Source organism: Aquabacter spiritensis, from assembly GCF_004346185.1.
Taxonomy (GTDB): Bacteria; Pseudomonadota; Alphaproteobacteria; order Rhizobiales; family Xanthobacteraceae; genus Aquabacter; species Aquabacter spiritensis.
This window is the reverse complement of the sequence record NZ_SMAI01000001.1, coordinates 152,790-171,359: the sequence shown is the minus strand read 5'-3', so window position 1 is coordinate 171,359 and position 18,570 is coordinate 152,790. Positions and strand designations below refer to the sequence as shown.

At 70.8% G+C, this 18,570-nt stretch carries 22 protein-coding genes; 18 read left to right on the top strand and 4 right to left on the bottom strand.

Features of this window, described 5'->3' with window-relative positions:
• Positions 1-151 precede the first annotated feature (151 nt).
• The 9 genes from EDC64_RS00855 to EDC64_RS00815 all read left to right on the top strand — a co-directional run bounded on the left by EDC64_RS00855 (position 152) and on the right by EDC64_RS00815 (position 8,745).
• Positions 152-1,165, top strand: coding sequence for an ABC transporter permease (locus EDC64_RS00855; RefSeq protein ID WP_132028664.1), 1,014 nt, complete (start codon positions 152-154; stop codon positions 1,163-1,165).
• Positions 1,162-2,052 carry an ABC transporter permease gene (locus EDC64_RS00850; protein ID WP_132028661.1) on the top strand — a complete coding sequence of 297 codons (891 nt, stop codon included), beginning with the start codon at positions 1,162-1,164 and terminating at the stop codon, positions 2,050-2,052. Before EDC64_RS00855 ends, EDC64_RS00850 begins: the two co-directional genes overlap by 4 nt.
• Positions 2,053-2,066: 14 nt before the next feature.
• Positions 2,067-3,827: a dipeptide ABC transporter ATP-binding protein gene (locus EDC64_RS00845; RefSeq protein ID WP_132028658.1), complete on the top strand. Its 1,761-nt coding sequence runs from the start codon at positions 2,067-2,069 to the stop codon at positions 3,825-3,827.
• Positions 3,828-4,134: 307 nt separating this feature from the next.
• Positions 4,135-4,347 carry an AtzG-like protein gene (locus tag EDC64_RS00840; protein ID WP_132028655.1) on the top strand — a complete coding sequence of 71 codons (213 nt, stop codon included), beginning with the start codon at positions 4,135-4,137 and terminating at the stop codon, positions 4,345-4,347.
• Positions 4,348-4,415: 68 nt separating this feature from the next.
• The gene (locus EDC64_RS00835) at positions 4,416-5,813 is read left to right on the top strand and encodes an AtzE family amidohydrolase (protein ID WP_132029956.1); all 1,398 of its coding nucleotides are present in this window, start codon (positions 4,416-4,418) and stop codon (positions 5,811-5,813) included.
• A 12-nt stretch (positions 5,814-5,825) separates the two neighbouring features.
• Positions 5,826-6,206 carry an oxalurate catabolism protein HpxZ gene (gene hpxZ, locus EDC64_RS00830; protein ID WP_132028653.1) on the top strand — a complete coding sequence of 127 codons (381 nt, stop codon included), beginning with the start codon at positions 5,826-5,828 and terminating at the stop codon, positions 6,204-6,206.
• 32 nt (positions 6,207-6,238) lie between these two features.
• Positions 6,239-6,952, top strand: a complete 714-nt coding sequence (locus EDC64_RS00825) for a GntR family transcriptional regulator (RefSeq protein WP_132028650.1) — start codon at positions 6,239-6,241, stop codon at positions 6,950-6,952.
• A 190-nt stretch (positions 6,953-7,142) separates the two neighbouring features.
• Positions 7,143-7,427, top strand: a complete 285-nt coding sequence (locus EDC64_RS00820) for a hypothetical protein (protein ID WP_132028647.1) — start codon at positions 7,143-7,145, stop codon at positions 7,425-7,427.
• A gap of 70 nt (positions 7,428-7,497) precedes the next feature.
• Positions 7,498-8,745, top strand: coding sequence for an Hsp70 family protein (locus EDC64_RS00815; RefSeq protein WP_132028644.1), 1,248 nt, complete (start codon positions 7,498-7,500; stop codon positions 8,743-8,745).
• A gap of 187 nt (positions 8,746-8,932) precedes the next feature.
• Here EDC64_RS00815 and EDC64_RS00810 read toward each other — a convergent pair whose 3' ends face one another.
• Together EDC64_RS00810 and EDC64_RS00805 are read right to left on the bottom strand one after the other, a co-directional pair.
• The gene (locus EDC64_RS00810) at positions 8,933-9,148 is read right to left on the bottom strand and encodes an alkylphosphonate utilization protein (RefSeq protein ID WP_132028641.1); all 216 of its coding nucleotides are present in this window, start codon (positions 9,146-9,148) and stop codon (positions 8,933-8,935) included.
• A 321-nt stretch (positions 9,149-9,469) separates the two neighbouring features.
• Positions 9,470-9,712 (bottom strand): type II toxin-antitoxin system Phd/YefM family antitoxin, encoded by a 243-nt coding sequence (locus EDC64_RS00805; RefSeq protein ID WP_132028638.1) that lies wholly within the window; start codon positions 9,710-9,712, stop codon positions 9,470-9,472.
• Between the two features lie 924 nt (positions 9,713-10,636).
• Here EDC64_RS00805 and EDC64_RS00795 point away from each other — a divergent pair.
• The 4 genes from EDC64_RS00795 to EDC64_RS00780 all read left to right on the top strand — a co-directional run bounded on the left by EDC64_RS00795 (position 10,637) and on the right by EDC64_RS00780 (position 13,568).
• Positions 10,637-11,089, top strand: a complete 453-nt coding sequence (locus EDC64_RS00795; RefSeq protein WP_165933591.1) for a hypothetical protein — start codon at positions 10,637-10,639, stop codon at positions 11,087-11,089.
• Positions 11,068-11,439, top strand: coding sequence for a hypothetical protein (locus tag EDC64_RS00790; protein ID WP_132028632.1), 372 nt, complete (start codon positions 11,068-11,070; stop codon positions 11,437-11,439). Before EDC64_RS00795 ends, EDC64_RS00790 begins: the two co-directional genes overlap by 22 nt.
• 286 nt (positions 11,440-11,725) lie before the next feature.
• On the top strand, positions 11,726-12,283 hold the full coding sequence (locus tag EDC64_RS00785) for a hypothetical protein (RefSeq protein WP_132028629.1): 558 nt from the start codon (positions 11,726-11,728) through the stop codon (positions 12,281-12,283).
• Complete coding sequence (locus tag EDC64_RS00780; RefSeq protein ID WP_132028626.1) at positions 12,264-13,568, top strand: terminase large subunit domain-containing protein; 1,305 nt, start codon at positions 12,264-12,266, stop codon at positions 13,566-13,568. The genes EDC64_RS00785 and EDC64_RS00780 overlap by 20 nt, the downstream gene beginning before the upstream one ends.
• Before the next feature lie 58 nt (positions 13,569-13,626).
• Here EDC64_RS00780 and EDC64_RS00775 read toward each other — a convergent pair whose 3' ends face one another.
• Positions 13,627-14,220: a hypothetical protein gene (locus EDC64_RS00775; RefSeq protein ID WP_132028622.1), complete on the bottom strand. Its 594-nt coding sequence runs from the start codon at positions 14,218-14,220 to the stop codon at positions 13,627-13,629.
• Between the two features lie 110 nt (positions 14,221-14,330).
• Between EDC64_RS00775 and EDC64_RS00770 the strand changes: the two genes are divergently transcribed.
• From EDC64_RS00770 to EDC64_RS00750, 5 genes are read left to right on the top strand one after another with little or no spacing between them, the layout of a single operon-like run.
• Entirely contained in the window at positions 14,331-15,494 is a 1,164-nt protein-coding gene (locus tag EDC64_RS00770) for a phage portal protein (protein WP_132028619.1), read from the top strand.
• Positions 15,494-15,679 (top strand): hypothetical protein, encoded by a 186-nt coding sequence (locus tag EDC64_RS00765; protein WP_132028616.1) that lies wholly within the window; start codon positions 15,494-15,496, stop codon positions 15,677-15,679. Before EDC64_RS00770 ends, EDC64_RS00765 begins: the two co-directional genes overlap by 1 nt.
• Before the next feature lie 22 nt (positions 15,680-15,701).
• Positions 15,702-15,902 (top strand): hypothetical protein, encoded by a 201-nt coding sequence (locus tag EDC64_RS00760; RefSeq protein WP_132028613.1) that lies wholly within the window; start codon positions 15,702-15,704, stop codon positions 15,900-15,902.
• On the top strand, positions 15,902-16,447 hold the full coding sequence (locus EDC64_RS00755) for an HK97 family phage prohead protease (RefSeq protein ID WP_132028610.1): 546 nt from the start codon (positions 15,902-15,904) through the stop codon (positions 16,445-16,447). The genes EDC64_RS00760 and EDC64_RS00755 overlap by 1 nt, the downstream gene beginning before the upstream one ends.
• The gene (locus tag EDC64_RS00750) at positions 16,383-17,639 is read left to right on the top strand and encodes a phage major capsid protein (RefSeq protein ID WP_132028607.1); all 1,257 of its coding nucleotides are present in this window, start codon (positions 16,383-16,385) and stop codon (positions 17,637-17,639) included. The genes EDC64_RS00755 and EDC64_RS00750 overlap by 65 nt, the downstream gene beginning before the upstream one ends.
• Positions 17,640-17,685: 46 nt before the next feature.
• On the opposite strand, the gene EDC64_RS00745 is transcribed toward EDC64_RS00750, so the two are convergent.
• Positions 17,686-18,570, bottom strand: coding sequence for a lytic transglycosylase domain-containing protein (locus EDC64_RS00745; protein ID WP_132029955.1), 885 nt, complete (start codon positions 18,568-18,570; stop codon positions 17,686-17,688).

Here is an 18,570-nt window from a genome sequence, read left to right as displayed (position 1 = left end):
CTCCGCCGGCCGCCGTCGCGGCGGCCGGCACGGCCGGGGCCCGCGCCCCGGTCCCGGTCCCGCGCCGGTCCACCGCCATTCCGTCGGCACCGCTCCTGGCGCCGTCCTTGCATCGTTTTCGACCTGACCTCGCCGAGAGGAGGGAGCCGTCATGCTGAAGCTGATCGGAAGCCGTCTCGCGACCGCCGTGCCGAGCCTGATCGGGGTGGTGATCGTGACCTTCCTGCTGACCCGGGTCCTGCCCGGCGACACCGCAGCCTATTTCGCCGGCCCGGCCGCCACCCCGCAGGCGATCGCCGAAATCCGCACCAAGCTCGGCCTCGACAAGCCGCTGCCGGCGCAGTTCCTCGATTACGTGACCGCGCTCGCCAAAGGCGATCTCGGGTCCTCGCTCTCGACCGGCCAGCCGGTTGCGACCGAGATCCGGAACCGGCTGCCCGCCTCCGCCGAGCTGACTTTGGCCGGCCTTATCCTGGCGCTCCTGATCGCCATCCCCTACGGCATCGCCGCGGCGGTGAAGCAGGGCACCTGGGTCGACCATTCCTGCCGCATCCTGACCACGGCGGGGGTCTCGCTGCCGGTCTTCTTCACCGGCCTGCTGCTGGTCTATGTGTTCTATTTCAAGCTCGGCTGGGCGCCGGCCCCGCTCGGCCGCCTCGACGCCTTCGCCTCGCCGCCGCCCGAGGTCACCGGCTTCTATCTGATCGACAGCCTGATCGCGGGCGATTTCGAGACCTTTCGCGCCTCGGCGGCGCAGCTCGTGATCCCGGCCGTCACGCTCGCCATCTTCGCTCTGGCGCCGATCGCCCGCATGACCCGCGCCTCGATGCTGGCGGTGCTCTCGTCGGAATTCGTGCGCACCGCCCGCGCCGCCGGGCTGACGCCCTACAAGGTCATCATCGTCTATGCCTTCCGCAACGCGATGCTCCCGGTCATCACCACGCTCGGCATGGTGTTCTCCTTCCTGCTCGGCGCCAACGTGCTGGTCGAGAAGGTGTTCGCCTGGCCGGGGATCGGCTCCTATGCGGTCGAGGCGCTGATCACCTCGGATTTCGCGCCGGTGCAGGGCTTCGTCCTCGCCATGGCGGTCCTCTACATCGTCCTGAACCTCCTGATCGACATCGCCTATGGCGTCATCGATCCCCGCGCCCGGAGCGAAGCATGACCCTCGCCAATCCCGCCGACGCCCCGCGTCCCGCGAGCGGCCTCGCCGCGACCCTCCGGCACGCCCATTATGTGATCTCGGACAATCCGGTCACCGGGCTCGCCTTCGGCATGTTCCTGATCCTGGTGGTCAGCGCGCTGATCGGCCCGTTCGTGGTGCCCTACGATCCGCTCGCCTCCAACACCGCCATGGCGCTGAGCCCGCCCTCGACCGCCCATTGGTTCGGCACCGACCAGCTCGGCCGGGACATCTTCTCCCGCGTCATCGTCGCGACCGGGCTCGATATGGGGATCGCCATCTGCTCGGTCGCGCTGGTGTTCGCGGCCGGCGGCATCGCCGGCATCGCCTCCGGCTTTTTCGGCGGCTGGACCGACCGCATCATCGGCCGGATCTCCGACACCATCATGGCCTTTCCGCTGTTCGTCCTGGCCATGGGCATCGTCGCGGCGCTCGGCAATACGGTGACCAACATCGTCATCGCCACCGCCATCATCAATTTCCCGCTTTACGTCCGCGTCGCCCGCTCCGAGGCGGCGATCCGCCGGCAGGCCGGCTTCGTCCAGGCGGCCCGGCTCACCGGAAACGGCGAGTGGCGCATCCTGCTGACGCAGATCCTGCCGAACATCATGCCCATCATGATGGTGCAGATGTCGCTGACCATGGGCTACGCCATCCTCAATGCCGCCGGCCTCTCCTTCATCGGCCTCGGCGTGCGCCCGCCAACTCCGGAATGGGGGATCATGGTGGCGGAAGGCGCGACCTACATCATTTCCGGGGAATGGTGGATCGCGCTCTTCCCCGGCCTCGCGCTGATGTTCGCGGTGTTCTGCTTCAACCTGCTGGGCGACGGTCTGCGCGACATCGTCGATCCCCAGCGCCGCACCTGACGATGGAGGCCCACATGCATGGCGTGATCGATCCGGCCATTGCGGGCGCGCTCGCCCCCGCCGAAGCGCCGCACGGACCCCTTCTGTCGGTCCGCGACCTCACGGTCGAATTCTCGACCCGCAAGGGCATCGTCCAGGCGGTGAAGAATGTCGACCTCACCGTCGCCAAGGGCGAGACGGTGGGGATCGTCGGGGAAAGCGGCTCCGGCAAGTCCGTCACCTCCTATACGGTGATGCGGATCCTCGACCGGGCCGGGCGGATCGCCGAGGGCTCGATCGTCTTTTCCGGCCTCGACCTCGCTTATGCGCCGGAGCGCCAGATGCGCGACCTGCGCGGGCGCGAAATGTCGATGATCTTCCAGAATCCGCGCGCCGCCCTGAACCCGATCCGCAAGGTCGGCCACCAGATCGGCGATGTGCTGCTCCATCATCTGCAGGCGCAGCCGTCCAACGTGAAAGAGAAGGTGATCGACATCCTCAACCAGGTGCGCATCGCCCGGCCCGAGGAGCGCTACCACGCTTACCCGTTCGAGCTGTCGGGCGGCATGTGCCAGCGCATTGTCATCGCCTTGGCGCTGGCCTGCCGGCCGCAACTGATGATCGCCGACGAGCCGACCACCGGCCTCGACGTCACCACCCAGAAGGCGGTGATGGACCTCGTGACCGAACTGACCCGGGCGCGCGGCATGTCGACCATCCTCATCACCCACGATCTCGGCCTCGCCGCCACCTATTGCGACACCGTCATGGTGATGGAGAAGGGCCGGGTGGTGGAGACCGCCCCGGCCGAGCGGATCTTCCGCGATCCGCAGCATCCCTATACCCGCAAGCTGATGCGGGCGACGCCGCGGCCGGGCATCACGCTGCGCGACCTGCTGCCGGAAGGCGAGGCGCCGGCCGCGCCCGCCGAAGGGGCCGCCGTGCGGGCGGCGGAGGGGGCCGGCACGCCGCTCCTGAAGGTCGAAAACCTGGTGAAGGAATATCCCCGCCAGGGCGCGCCCGTGGCCATGCTGGCCGCTCTGTTCGGCAAGGCGCCGCCGAAGGAGGACGGGATCTTCCGCGCCGTGGACGGCCTCTCCTTCGAGGTGAAGAAGGGCGAGAGCGTCGGCCTGGTGGGCGAGAGCGGCTGCGGCAAATCCACGACCTCCACCATCGTCATGCGGCTGATCGATGCCAGCTCGGGCAAGATCACCTTCGACGGCGCGGATATCGGCGCCATTCCCGCCAAGGAATTCGCCCACCACCCGATCCGCAAGCGGATCCAGATGGTGTTCCAGGACCCGACCGAAAGCCTCAATCCGCGCTACACCGCCTCCCGCGCCATCGCCGACCCGCTGCTGCGGATGGCCGGCATGAGCGGCGGGGCCAAACTGCGCGCCAAAGTGGAGGAGCTGGCCGCCATGGTCGGCCTGCCGGGGGACCTGCTCGACCGCTTTCCGCACCAGCTTTCGGGCGGCCAGAAGGCGCGCGTCGGCATCGCCCGCGCCATCGCGCTCAATCCCGACCTCGTCATTCTCGACGAGCCGACCGCCGCGCTCGACGTCTCGGTTCAGGCCGTGGTGCTGAATCTCCTGGAGGAGCTGAAGCAGACGCTCGGCATGAGCTATCTGTTCGTCTCCCACGATCTGCACGTCGTGAAGCTTCTGTGCGACCGGGTGATCGTGATGCGCCACGGCCGGATGGTGGAGGAGGGCGCGTCCGACCAGGTTCTGGAGGCGCCGAAGGACGCCTATACCCGCGAACTGATCGCGGCGATCCCCCATCCGCCGGTGTGATGCGGCCGCCGGCAGGCGTCGCCTTGTGAGGCGCCGGCCCCCTCCCAACCCTCCCCCGCACGCGGGAGAGGGCTGCGACCGGCGGGCGGGCGCTTCGCCCGAGGCGCGGCGGGGCTGCGGCCGGCAGGGGGCGCAGATGACGCCCAGCGCAGACGGAGGGCTTCGCCGCAGGCGCGACGGGGCTCCCTCTCCCGCTTGCGGGGGAGGGGTGGGGAGGGGGAGGACGGGCGCAGCGTGAGGGGGAAGGGCGCAGCGTGAGGGGACAAGCGCACACGGGGCGCATCGACATTTCAGGAAAGGGTCGACCATGACGGAACCGAAGACGCCGCTCCCTCCGCCGGAGGACCGCGACCTGGAGCGCCTGCTGGACGGCGCGACCGGCGCGTTCGCAATCCCCATGCAGGGCGAATGGCACCGCGAGGCGATGGCCTATCTGCGCAACGTCGCCGATGCCGCCCATCTCGTCATGGCGTTCCATCTCGGCGACGAGTTCGACCCCGCGCCGGTCTACCGGCCATGAGCGGCGCCCTCGACGGCGCCGTCGACGCCGAGAACCCGGACGTCGAAAGCCCGGCCGCCGCCCCCGACATGGCCGCGTCCCTCGCGACCGCCCACGCCCACGAAATCGCCGCCGCAGTGCGCGCCGGCACGGTCCCGGCGCGCGCCGTCCTCGAGGCGTCGCTCGCGCGGATCGCCGCGCTGGAGCCGCAGGTCAACGCCTTCACCGACCTCACTTTGGCCCGCGCCCGGGCCAAAGCGGACGCGATCGACGCCGCGCGGGCCGAAGGCCGGGAGCTGGGCCGGCTCGCCGGGGTGCCGTTCGCGGTCAAGAACCTGTTCGACATTGCCGGCCTCGCCACCCGCGCCGGATCCAAGATCAACCGGGACCTGCCGCCCGCCCAAGCGGATGCGACGCTGGTGGCGCGCCTCGAGGCGGCCGACGCGGTGCTCGTCGGCGGGCTGAACATGGGCGAATATGCCTATGACTTCACCGGCGAGAACGCCCATGACGGCCCGTCCCGCAATCCGCACCATCTCGGCCACATGTCGGGCGGCTCCTCAGGCGGCTCGGGGGCGGCGGTGGCGGCCGGCGAAGTGCCGCTGGCGCTCGGCTCCGACACCAACGGCTCGATCCGCGTGCCCTCGGCGCTGTGCGGCATTTTCGGCCTCAAGCCGACCTTCGGCCGGCTGTCGCGGGCGCGCACCTTTCCCTTCGTGTCCGCGCTCGACCATCTCGGCCCCTTCGCGCGCTGCCCGACCGACCTCGCGCTCGCCTATGACGCGATGCAGGGCGAGGATCCGGACGACCCGTCGCTGATCCCGCGCCCCTATGCGCCGGTCGGCCCGCGCCTCGGCGAGGGCCGGGACGGGCTGCGGATCGCGGTCGCGGGCGGCTATTTCCGCACCAAGGGGATGCCGGACTGCTTCGCGGCGGTGGACGCCGCCGCCGCCGCGCTCGGCGCCGACCGGATCGTGGAGATCCCCGAAGCGGCGCGCGCCCGCGCCGCGGCCTATGTCATCACCGCCGCCGAGGGCGCGGCGCTCCATGCCGGCCGGCTCAGCGCGCGGCCGGGCGATTTCGACCCGGCGGTGCGCGACCGGCTGATCGCCGGCCTCGCCATTCCCGCCGCCTGGGTGATCGCGGCGCAGCGCTTCCGGCGGCATTTCCGGCTCACGATGCTGAAACTGTTCGAGGAGGTGGACGTGATCCTCGCCCCGGCGACGCCCTGCCGCGCGCCGGAACTCGGGCAGAAGACTTTCGTGCTGGACGGGGAGACCCTGCTCGTGCGACCCAATCTCGGCCTGTTCACCCAGCCCATCTCCTTCATCGGCCTGCCGGTGGCGGCGGTGCCGGTCTGGCTGGACGACGGCCTGCCGCTCGGGGTTCAGGTGATCGCGCCGCCCTGGCGGGAGGATCTGGCCCTCGAGGTCGCTCATGCCCTGGCCGAAGCGGGTGTCGCCCGCGCGCCGGTGGCGCAGCTGTGAAGGACGCCCCCCTTGGAGATCGACCGTCCCGAAGTCCGCGCCGAAGTCGAGGCGGCCTTCGCCCGCTACGAGGCGGCGCTCGTCGCCAATGATGTCGAGACGCTGGAAGCCCTGTTCCACGACGATGGCCGCACCCTGCGCTACGGCGCGGGGGAAAATCTCTACGGCATGGACGCCATCCGCGCCTTCCGGCGCGCCCGCTCGCCGGTCGGGCTGGAGCGCACGCTGGAGCGCACGGTGATCACCACCTACGGGACGGATTTCGCCGTCGCCTCCACCCTGTTCCTGCGCGAGGCCGCCCCCGGCAAGGTCGGCCGGCAGCAGCAGAGCTGGGTGCGCTTTCCCGACGGCTGGAAGATCGTCGCCGCCCATGTCAGCCTGATCCCCGCCTGACCGTCCCCGCGATTCCCGGTACCTCCGAGGCCATGAGCACCCCCGTCTCCCCGAGTCTGGTCCGCGAGCGTGCGGTGCGGCCGCGCCGCCGCCGCGGGCCGGTGCGCGCCGTCACCCGCACCGAGGAGCTTCGGCTCCAGATCGCCGACGACATCGTGCGCGGGCGGATCGCACCCGGCACCGCGCTGGAGGAGATGGACATCGCCAAGCGCTACGGCGTGTCGCGCACCCCGGTGCGCGAGGTGATCCGCGACCTCGCCGCCTCCGGCCTGGTCGAGACCCGGCCGCACCGCTCGGCGCTGGTCGCCAAGCCCTCGATCGAGCGGCTGCGGGGCATGTTCGAGGTGATGGCGGAGCTGGAGGCGCTGTGCGCCGGGCAGAGCGCGCTCCACATGACGCCGGCCGAGCGCGGTCAGCTCCAGGCGATCCATGCCGATCTCGGCGATCTCACGCGGCGCGGCGACGAGACCAATTACAGCTTCCTCAACGACCGCTTCCACACCTTCCTGTATTCCGGCGCGCACAACGATTATCTCGCCGAGATCACGCTGGCGACGCGCGGCCGGCTGCAGCCGTTCCGCCGCGCCCAGTTCCGCAATCTCGGCCGGCTCGCTCTGTCCTATGCCGAGCACGATGCGGTGGTGACCGCGATCCTGCGCGGCGACAAAGCGGAGGCGGCGGCCGCCATGCGCGCCCATATCCTCACCGTCGAGCACGCCTATGAGCGCTACGCCGAGAGCGTGTAGGGCGCCCCTCGGGGCGTGAGCGCGGCCTTTGTCGCGGATTTGGCCTTGGGTCTGGTCGCGCCCCGGCCGGCGCGGAAAATCGCGCGCGGGGCGCCGGCGGGTCTTGAGGTCGGCCGGCTCTGCCCTTAAATCGTTTCGGGATCCGGCGGCCGCGAGGCCGCGGAGGAGAACGAAGCGAGGGATCGCGGCGATGGGTGCGGAGCGGCGCACTTTGCGGCTCGTGGAACCGGCGGAAGCGCCGCGCGATCGGCCGGCTGCGGCGCAGCCCAAGGGGGCCGACCCGGCCCCCGCGCCGGCCGGCGAAGAGCCGGCCGTCACCCCGGGCGCGATCCTGGCGGCTCTGGTGATCGGCGCGGCGAGCGCGGGCGTGTCGTGGGGCTTCTTCCACTGGCTGCCGCTCTGGGTCCATCTCGCGGTGTTCGGCCTCGTCTTCGCCGCCGGCGCTCTGTTCGGCCGCCGCATCGCCTGCAGCTGACCCCGCCTTTTCCCCTTGCGCTGCGCTGCAGCATGGCCTAGCAAGCCCGCCCCCCTTGAAGGAGCGGACGATGGCGGCCTGCGGCCTCGATTTCGGCACGTCCAACACGACGCTCGGCCTCGCCGCCGCCGGCGGACCGCGCCTCGCGCCGCTGGAAGGCGGGGCGGACACGCTGCCGAGCGCGATCTTCTATCCCCGCGCGGGCGCCCCGGTGTTCGGCCGGGCGGCGATGGCGGCCTATGTCGGCGGCGCGCAGGGCCGGCTGATGCGGTCGCTGAAGGCGGTGCTCGGCTCCAGCCTGATCGACGAGACCACCGCCGTCGGCCGCCAGCGGCTCGGCTTCCGGGCGGTGATCGGCGCCTTCCTCGCCGAGGTTCGCGCGCGCGGCGCGGCGGCGGCGGGCGCGCCGCTGGACGCGGTGGTGCTGGGCCGGCCGGTGCATTTCGTCGACGGCGATCCCGAAGGCGACCGGCGCGCCGAGGCCGTGCTCGACGCCATCGCCGAGGAGATCGGCTTTGCCACCCGCTCGTTCCAGTTCGAGCCGATCGCCGCCAGCCTCGATTACGAGCGGCAGGTGGTGCGCGAGGAACTGGCGCTGATCGCCGATATTGGCGGCGGCACCTCGGACTTCTCCGTCGTGCGGCTCTCGCCGGAGCGGCGCGGCAAGGCCGAGCGGGCGGGCGACATCCTGGCCAATGACGGCGTGCGGATCGGCGGCACGGATTTCGACCGCCAGCTCTCGCTCGGCATGGTGATGCCGCTGCTCGGCCATGGCGCGCCTTTGAAGCGCGCCGGCCTGTCCATGCCGGCCGGGCTCTATCACGACCTCGCCACCTGGTCGGCGATCAACCGGCTCTACGACGCCAAGGTGCAGCGCACGATCCGCGACCTCGAACGCGACGCCGCCGAGCCGGACAAGGTGGCGCGGCTCGCCCGCGTGGTCGCCGAGGAGCGCGGCCACACCCTCGCCCTCGCCGCCGAGGGCGCCAAGATCGCCGTCGCCGAGGCGGGCGAGACCGCGCTCGACCTCGATTGGCTGGAGGCCGGGCTCTCGGTCGGCATCGCGCATGACGATCTGCTCGCCCATACCGGCGCGCTGGCGGCGCGGATCGCCGGGCGCATCGCCGGCTGCCTTGCGGCCGCCGGGGTCGCGGCCGGGGCGATCGACGCGGTCTTCCTCACCGGCGGCTCGACCAAGCTCGCCCATGTCCGCGCCGCCATCCGCGCCGCCGTCCCCGACGCGCGGGTGGCGGAAGGCGACACGTTCGGCTCGGTCGGCACCGGCCTCGCCATCGAGGCCGCCCGCCGCTACGGGTGAGGGCGGTCGCCGATCAGGTTGAACGGATCCGATCGGCTTGCGCCGCGTGCCGATCGGCGCTCATCCTGTATTGGAGACCGCGGTGTCCGACCGGCTTGCGCGGCACGCCGATCGGCGCGGGCCCTGAGGCGGGGGCGTTGCGACGGCGTGCGGCCGGATGCGGGGCGGGGGGCGCCGGCCCGGCGGATCACGCCTTCTTGAGGAATTCCGTCTTCAGCACCAGGCCCTTGACCTTCTCGGCATTGCACTCGATCTCGCGCGGATCGTCGGTGAGGCGGATATTCTTCACCAGCGTGCCGCGCTTCAGCGTGACCGAGGTGCCCTTCACCTTGAGGTCCTTGATCAGGGTGACGCTGTCGCCGTCCGTGAGGAGGGTGCCGTTGCTGTCCTTGGTATCGGTCATGTCGCGGGTCCGAGCCTGTTGAAGCGCAGCCGTGGCAGTGCCACGGGACGGCGGCGTTTGGCAAATGGCGGGGGGAGGGAGAGGGTCGGGCGATGCGCGGAGGGGCGCTTCCACGCTTCCGCGCGACGCCCCGCCGCATCCGCGCCGATCTTGAAAGCCGGGACCCTCCGCAATCGCCGCGCCACCCCACCCCCGGCGCGCCCGGCTCCCTCTCCCGCTTGCGGGGGAGGGGTGGGGAGGGGGAGGCCGGGAAGGGGAAGGGGAAGGGGGTGAGGCCGGGGAAAGCCGGGCCGCGACGATCTGCGACGTCTCGTGAGAGCATCAAAAGCGGTCGCCGTCGCGCATCGCCCGCACGAGGTCTGCCGCACCCTCCACTTGCGGCGGCAGGGTCGCCGTCAGCGCCTGGAGCCGGGCCGCGTCGACCGGCCTGCGCGCCCCGGCGATGCCCGAGAGCCGCGCCACCGGCTTGCCGCGCCGCGTGATGACGATCGCCGCGCCGGCCGCGACGCGCGCGATCACCGCCCCCAGACGCGCCCTGGCCTGCGCCAGACCGATCGTATCCATGCGTCCTGCTCCCTGTGGCGATGAGACTATGAAGCCTGTAGGGGCTGGAAATCCAGTTTGTTCGGTGCGGTTCGCGGGCAAGGCCGGAGCCATGCGCGTCGCGCTGCGGAGAGACGGAGCGCAGGTTCGTTGGCGCTATAGCCCGCCTGAGCCGAACCCAACGGCCGCCCCGTCCAAGCGCCACGCCGCCCCCCGGCGCGCCCGGCTCCCTCTCCCGCTTGCGGGGGAGGGGTGGGGAGGGGGCGGGCCGGGCCGCTCCGATGCTTGCGCGCGCCACGTGTGCCATCCTACGCTCACGCGGATCCTGGATCGAAATGATGCGCGATATTCCCGTGACCCTGACGCTGGACGACGACGGCAGCGATCTCGTCGCCCGTGCCCAGCTTCCCGAGGCGACGACCTTCGGCGCGACAGAGGCTTTGCGCCACGCGGTCTCGGCCATCGAGGAGGCATTGGCCCGCCGGATCGCGGATGGCGCGAACATCCCGCTTCTCCGGCGCGGGCGCGGCACGCCGGTGCGGCGGCCGCTGATGACACCGCTCAAAGTGCAGCTCTCTCGGACCCTTCTCGGGCGGCGGGCGTCCCGCGGGCGGAGCTGGCGCGCCGGCTCGATTGGAATCGGGAGTCCGTCTGTTCCGCCTCGACCCCCGCTCGCGCCTGGAGCAGATCGAGGCGGGGTTCAAGGCTCTGGGCGAGGAGGTTGAGGTGGTGGTGCGGAAGGTGGCCGAAACGCGGGCCTTGTACCAATTTTTTTTAAACTACTCAGCGTAGGAAATTCGCTATGTTTGAGTGAGTAACAAAGCTCGCACGGGGTGGACAGCTCGGTGGCGGCCAGCTAGCCCGCTCCGATCGACGGCACAGGCTTTTTTCTCTTATGGTCTCTTCCGCTTCAGCGATTCTTTGTTAGCCTCCGGTAGTCGGAGCTTGTCCACCATTGAAGGACACATCATTATGGCTCAAGGGCTGAAGAAATCAGACCTAGAAAAATTGGCGCAATCCAAGGCCGATGATGCTCAACTTCTCTTTTTGAATGGACGGTATTCGAACGCCTATTATTTAGGAGGTTACGCTGCCGAGTTCGGGATTAAAGCGTGTATCGCTTCAAGAATTGAGGCTAATACTATTCCAGATAAAAAATTCATTGATAAAATTTTCGTTCATGACCTTGGAGTTCTTATCGGAGTGGCAGGGCTGCAGAGCGAATTAAAAGGCCAAGAGAACGCTGATCAATTTTTTCACGCCAATTGGGGCATCGTATCTAAATGGAGCGAGCAGCGCAGATATGATGTCGTGGACCGATCCACTACTCAATTTTTTCTCGAAGCCCTCATTAATCCTGACCACGGAGTACTGCCATGGATAAAGAGGTATTGGTGAGGAGTGGCCAAGCGCTCGTTCGGCGCCTCGATGATACTGCTATAAAGCCACGCGCGGTGCTCTGGGTTCATAACCCGGACAACGATCTTTGGCGGCTTTGGATCGTTGGGAAGCGAGGGATGAAGGATCAGGAGTTTTATCGGATAGTAGCCGATGTAATAACAAAGAACCGTGAAGAGGTGTCTGGTATCGATATAAGCTCTGTCGAGTTGATTGACGACACGCATCCCGCTATCATGGGGATGCGCGGGTTCATAAAAATTAGTGGACTAGGGAGTGCTTACGTATCAAATAATACTATGAATGGGTTCTTTATGCCTGATGGTATAATATTGAGAATGGATATTTGATTATAGTCGTATATTAAATAAATAATTATCTGAAATATATTTCATAATCTTAAAATGTTTTATAATGAAATTTGTTTTTGAACCAATAATGCATATTGTTAAGTCAAGTCATTTGTATTTATTCTGGTGTTGTTATTGAATGACTTCACATATAAGTAGCCTTTCCGATCGCCGTTCTAGGAAAAAATCCCTTGACAGCGTGCCGCTCTTAGGCTAGGGTTCCTGCATGTTCCGGATCTGCGCCTGACGGGCCGTCCGGGCGGTTCCCCAGCGAGCAGGCTTTGCCATGACCGACCCGCGTCCTTCCGCGCAGCAGGTGGCGACGGTGCGCGCTTTGTATGCCGAAGGGCGCGCGATCAAGGACATCACCGCCGAGACCGGCTTCAGCGCCCCGCGCATCTATGCCTGGCTCGACCGCGAGATCGCCCCGGACGGCACGGTGCGCGCCGCGCCGCTGCCGCGCCGGCGGCTCGGCGCGAGCGGGGCGCGCGATCCCGATCTGCGCCGCCGCCGCTCGCTCGCCAACCGCATCTGGCGCGCGGCGGAGGCGCAGGTCTGCGAGATCGAGACCCGGCTCGCCGCGCTCGGCGGCGCCCCCGCCGAGGCCGAGCGCGACGCCCGCGCCCTCGCGGTCCTGGCCCGCGTGGTGCGCGAATTGGCGGCGCTCGGCGCCGCCGCCCGCAAGGCCGCGGCCGACGACGCGGCGCCCCGCGAAGACACCGCCGCGCGCGACGACGGACCCCCGAGAGACGACGAGGACGCCCGTGGCCCAGCCGATCTCGACAGCTTCCGCCGCGAGCTTGCGCGCCGCCTTGACGCGCTGCGTGGAGACCGGCCGGACTGAGGCGCTGCTCGCGCTGCTCACCGCGCCGGTCGCCGCCCGCCTGCTGGCGGACTGGGAAATCTGGGCGCGGCCGGACCAATTGCCCCCCGCCGCCGCGCCGAGCGGGGCGCCCTGGATCACCTGGCTGGTGCTCGGCGGGCGCGGCGCCGGCAAGACCCGCGCCGGGGCGGAATGGGTGCGCGGGCTGGCGCTCGGCCGCCCGCCTTTCGCCGACCGGCCGGTCGGCCGCATCGCGCTCGTCGCCGAGACCATGGCGGATGTGCGCGAGGTGATGGTCGAGGGCGTGTCCGGCCTGCGCGCGGTGCATGACGACGCCACCCGGCCGCGCTGGGAGGCGGTTCGGCGCCGCCTGGTCTGGCCCAATGGCGCGGTGGCGCAGGGCTTTTCGGCGGAGGATCCGGAAAGCCTGCGCGGGCCGCAATTCGAGGCCGCCTGGCTCGACGAACTGGCCAAATGGCGCCGCGCCGAGGCGACCTTCGACATGCTGCAATTCGGCCTGCGGCTCGGCGCCCGGCCGCGCCAGATGGTGACCACGACGCCGCGGCCGAGCGCGTTGCTGAAGCGCCTGCTCGCCGATCCCGCGACCGCCGTGACCCGGGCGCGCACCGCCCACAATGCCCGCCACCTCGCCCCCGGCTTTCTCGACGCCGTGCTCGCCCGCTATGGCGGCACGCGGCTCGGCCGGCAGGAGCTGGACGGCGAACTGATCGAGGACCGGCCCGGCGCGCTCTGGGCCCGCGCCGCGCTCGAGGCGCTGCGCGAGGCCGCCGCCCCGCCTTTGGCGCGGATCGTCGTCGCGGTTGATCCGCCGGCCTCCTCGCGCGCCGGGGCGGATGCCTGCGGCCTGGTCTGCGCCGGGATCGACGGGGGCGGGTGCGTCCATGTCCTGGCGGATGCCAGCGAAGCCGGCCTGCGCCCGGCTGTGTGGGCGGCGCGGGCGGTGGCGCTCTATCGGCGCTTTGCCGCCGACCGCATCGTCGCCGAGGTCAACCAAGGCGGCGAGATGGTCAAGGCGGTGCTGGCCGAGATCGATCCCGCCGTGCCGGTGGAGATGGTGCGGGCGACGCGCGGCAAATTCCTGCGCGCCGAGCCGGTCGCCGCGCTCTACGAGCAAAGCCGGGTGCGCCATGCCGGCGCCTTCCCGGAGCTGGAGGACGAGATGTGCGACTTCTCCGCCGACGGCCTGTCCAGCGGCCGTTCGCCCGACCGGCTCGACGCTTTGGTCTGGGCGGTGACCGCGCTCGCTCTGGGCCAGAAGGCCCGGCCCCGCGTGCGCGGCCTGTAAGCGCTTCGCGCGGCCTGTCACCATTGCGCGCGGGCGCGGCCCGCGCGGCCGATCCGCGTCAGACCGGACGGTCGGGCCGCGTGTCGCGCGGCGCGGGGCGCGGCGCGTCCGGGTCGAAGCCGGTCCAGCCTTCGTCGCGATAGGCGGCGCGGCGCGTCGCGGGGTCGACCGCGCGGCGTGCGTCCAGCACGGTGCGGGCCGCTTCGAGCCGCAGATTGGGCACGCGGGCGATCACCAGCGTGCCGCCACGGCGCACCGCCTCGGCATAGAGATGGGCGTCGTCCTCGCCGACGCCGTCCGCCACCAGCGCGCCGATCAGCCCGCCGGCGGCGCCGCCGACCGCCGCCCCGGCGACCGCGCCGGCCGCCGCGGTGGCGAGCCAGCCGGCCGCGAGCACCGGGCCGATCCCGGGGATCGTGATCAGGCCGAGCCCGGCGAGCAGGCCGCCGGTGCCGCCGACCCCGGCGCCGACCGCCGCGCCCGCGCCCGCCTCGACCAGCACGTCGCCGTCGCCCTGCGGCATGGCCGGCGCGGGATCGCCGGACGCGATCAGGGACATGTCGGTGTCCTCGAGGCCGACCACCTTCAGGTCGCGCACCGCGCCGAGCGCGGCCTCCCGCGTGTCGTAGAGGGCGGTGAGGGTGGTGGTCATCGGCTTCTCCCGTGTCGTGCGGCCGTGTCGCCGCCTGTCCGGTCAACGCCCCCGGCGCCCGGGCGTTCCGGCGCCCGGCCGCGCCGTCCCTCGATCCCGCGGAGCCTTCGATGCTGTCCTACCTGCTGGCGCCGTTCCTGGCGCCGTTCCGGCCGCGTCCCGCCGAGCTGAAGGCGAGCCGCACCGCGCCGCTGGTCGCGCTGCTCGCCCAGGGCCGGCCGCGCTGGACGCCGCGCGACTATGCCTCGCTGGCGCGCGAGGGCTATGCCCGCAACGCCATCGCCTATCGCGCCGTGCGCCTGGTGGCGGAGGCGGCGGGCGCGGTGCCGTTCCTGCTCGCCGAGGCCGGCCGCGAGATCGACCGCCATCCGCTGCTCGATCTGCTGGCGCGGCCCAATCCGCGCCTGCGCCAGGCGGATTTCCTCGAGGCGATCTGCGGCCACATGCTGGTGGCCGGCAATGCCTATCTGGAGATGGTGGCGCTCGACGGGGTGCCGCGCGAACTGCACGTTCTGCGCCCCGACCGGGTCAAAGTGGTGCCCGGCGCGGACGGCTGGCCGGAGGCGTTCGACTATACGCTCGACGGCCGCACCGTGCGCATTGCCCAGGGCGAAGGGGTGCCGGCGATCCTGCACCTCGCCGCCTTCAACCCGCTCGACGACCATTACGGCTTCCCGCCGCTCGAAGCCGCCGCCCAGGCGCTCGATCTGCACAATTCCTCCGGCGCCTGGAACAAGGCGCTGATCGACAATGCCGCCCGGCCCTCCGGCGCGCTGATCTATGGCGGCGCGGGCACGCTCTCGGACGACCAGTTCGAGCGGCTGAAGGGCGAGTTGGAGGCGAGCTTCCAGGGCGCGGCCAATGCCGGGCGGCCGCTTCTGCTGGAAGGCGGGCTCGACTGGAAGCCGCTCGCGCTGTCGCCCAAGGACATGGATTTCGAGGCGGCGCGCAACGGCGCGGCGCGCGAGATCGCCCTGGCGCTCGGCGTGCCGCCGATGCTGCTCTCGATCCCCGGCGACACCACTTATGCCAATTATGCCGAGGCCAACCGCGCGCTGTGGCGGCTCACCGTGATCCCGATGGTCCGGCGGATCGCCGACGCGCTGTGCGGCTGGCTCGCCCCGGCCTATGGCGGCAACCTCTCTTTGGTGCCCGACCTCGACCAGATCGAGGCGCTGGCGCTGGAGCGCTCGGCGCTGTGGGCGCGCGTCACCGCCGCCGATTTCCTCAGCGAGGACGAGAAGCGCGCCGCCGTCGGCTACGGGGCGCGGTGATGGACGCGCTGATCCGCATCTTCGCCGAGCGCGGCGACCTCGCCCATCTCGCGCTGCTGCTCTGGGCGGCGAGCGCCTCGATCGTCGCGCTGCGCGCCCAGGCGGCGCTCGGCCGGGCCACCGAGCGGCTCGACGATTTCGTGCGCGAACTGGCCCGCTTCAACGCGCGCAACCGCTTCGACTGACATGTTCCGAGGGAGAGAAGGCATGCGTGCCCCGTTCCAGAAGGCGCCCGCGCCGCGCATCCGCGCGCTCGGGCCTTCCGTCCCGCGTGGCCGGGCGGCCGCCCCCGCGCCGCAGGCGGGCGGCGTGTTCCGCGATTTCGTGGCGACCCTCGAGCGCCTGGAGCGGGTCAAGGACCGCTCGCTCCGCCGCCGCCCCCGCGCCCCCGAAGGGAAGGGCCGCTGATGGCGCTCGCCGGCTTTTCCGGCGCCCAGGACGGCCGGATCGAGGGCTATGCCTGCCTCTTCGAGACCGTCGATCTCGGGCGCGACGTGGTGGCGCGCGGCGCCTTTTCGGCCAGCCTCGCGGCGCGCGGCGCCGCCGGCGTGCGCCTGCTCTACCAGCACGACCCCGCCGAGCCGATCGGCGTGTGGACCCACCTCGCCGAGGACGGCCGCGGGCTCTATGTGCGCGGCCGGCTGCTGCTCGACGTCACGCGCGGCCGCGAGGTGATGAGTCTGGTGCGCGACGGCGCGCTCGACGGCCTGTCGATCGGCTTCAAGGCGGTCCAGGCCCGCACCGATCCGCGCAGCCGGGTGCGCCGGCTGCTGCGCATCGACCTTTGGGAAGTGTCGATCGTGACCTTCCCGATGCAGCCCGACGCCCGCATCGCGCCGGCCTTCTCCGCCCTCGTCCCGAGCCCTTCCCCCACTTCAAGGACCCCCCATGACCCAGCCTTCCGCAGCCCCCGAGACCAAGGTGATCGCGCCGGGCGACGTCTCGCTCCATGACGTCTCGCTCCATGACGATTTGCTGGTCGCGTTCGAGACCTATCGGCGCACCAACGACCACCGGCTCGGCGAGATCGAGCGGCGCGGCGTCGCCGACCCGTTGATCGAGGACAAGCTCGCCCGGCTCGACGCCGCGCTCGACGCCCAGAAGGCGCGGCTCGACGGGGTGCTCGCCAAGGCGTTGCGGCCGGGCCTCGGCGGGCCGCCGCGCGGTGCGCCGGACGCCCATGTGGAGGCCTTTTCGGGCTATGTCCGCCATGGCGAAGCCCTCGGGCTGAAGGCGCTGGAGGCGAAGGCTCTGTCCGCCGGCAGCGGCGCCGACGGCGGCTATCTGGTGCCGCCCGAGATCGAGGCCGAGATCGGCCGCCGGCTCGCCGTCCTCTCGCCGATCCGCGCCATCGCCTCGGTCCGCACGATCGGCGCGGGGACCTATCGCAAGCCCTTCATGAAGACCGGCCCGGCCACCGGCTGGGCCGCCGAGACCGCCGCCCGGCCGCAGACCGACAGCCCGGTCCTCGCCGAACTCGCCTTCCCGGCGATGGAACTCTACGCCATGCCGGCGGCGACCCAGGCGCTGCTCGACGACGCTCTGGTCAATCTCGAAGAATGGATCGCCACCGAGGTCGACGCCGCCTTCGCCGAGCAGGAGAGCGCCGCCTTCGTCTCCGGCGACGGCAGCGCCAAGCCCAAGGGGTTCCTCGCTTATACCAAGGTGGCCGAAAGCGCCTGGGCGTGGGACAAGGTCGGCTATGTCGCGACCGGCACGCCGGGCGGCTTCGACGCCACCAGTCCCTCCGACGCGCTGGTCGACCTCGTTTATGCGCTGAAGGGCGGCTACCGCCAGAATGCGGTGTTCGTGATGAACCGCCGCACCCAGGCGGCGGTGCGCAAGCTGAAGGACGAAGCCGGCGCCTATCTCTGGACCCCGCCGGCCGGCATCGGCCAGCCGGCGAGCCTGATGGGCTTCCCGGTGGTCGAGAGCGAGGACATGCCCGACATCGCCGACGGCGCCTTCCCGATCGCCTTCGGCGATTTCCGCCGCTTCTATCTGGTGGTCGACCGGGCCGGCGTGCGGGTGCTGCGCGATCCCTATTCCGCCAAGCCCTATGTGCTGTTCTACACCACCAAGCGGGTCGGCGGCGGGATTCAGGATTTCGACGCGGCGAAGCTGCTGAAGTTCGCGGCGACGTAAGGGGGCGGGCGCCGGCATCCGCGCACCGGACGCACTCGGCTGGGCGTCAGTTCGCCAGCACGATGCAGGCGCCTCCGGCCGCGCGGATCCGCTGGCACAGGGCGTTCGCCGCCGACCGCGTCTCGGCCGGGAGGCGGACGCGGTAGAAGGGGCGCGGCCCCCGGCCGGCGAGCCGGGTGCCGATGATCATCGGCGTGCTGTCGCCGACGAGGCCGGCGATCCGCACCCCCGCACGGCGATAGGCTTCAAGCGCGGCGTTTTTGGAGAAGGCGCCCGCCACCTGCACGCCCCAGGGCGCGAAATCCGCCCCGCGCGCAGCTTCCCCGGCGGGCGCGCCGCGGCGCAGTGCCGCCACGATCGTCGGGCAGTCGGCGGGGGGCGCTTCCGGCTGCGGCCGGTCCACGCCCGAAGCGTCCGGCGCGGCTGTGCCGGCGCCCGGCTTTGTCCGGTCCCCGGCCCACTCCTCAGCGCTGCGGCCGGTGATCGCCCGCACATAGAAGCGGGTCTCGCCCGGCAGGCCGGAGCGGCCCGCGAGGAAGCCCTCGACCCGTCCCGGCCCGGCATTATAGGCTGCCGCCGCGAGCCCGAGATTGCCGAACCGCGTCCGCAGTTCCTTCAGCAGATGCGCGGCGGCCGGCAAAGCGGTTTCCGGGTCGAACGGATCGGCGAGGCCGCGCTCCGCCGCCGTTCCCGGCATGAACTGGGCGATGCCCCGGGCGCCCTTCGGGCTCACCACATGGGGACGGAAGGTGCTTTCCCGCCAGATCAGGCGGGTGAGGAAATCTTCCGGGAGATCGGCGCCGCGCGCGGCAGCCGCGATGATCCGGCAGAGTGCAGCGTCGACGCTCTCGCCGCGCGTCTGCGCGGCCAGCGGGGGCGCGGCCAGAGCAAACAGAAGCGACAGGGCGCAGAGCGCGGAGCGGCGCGGCAT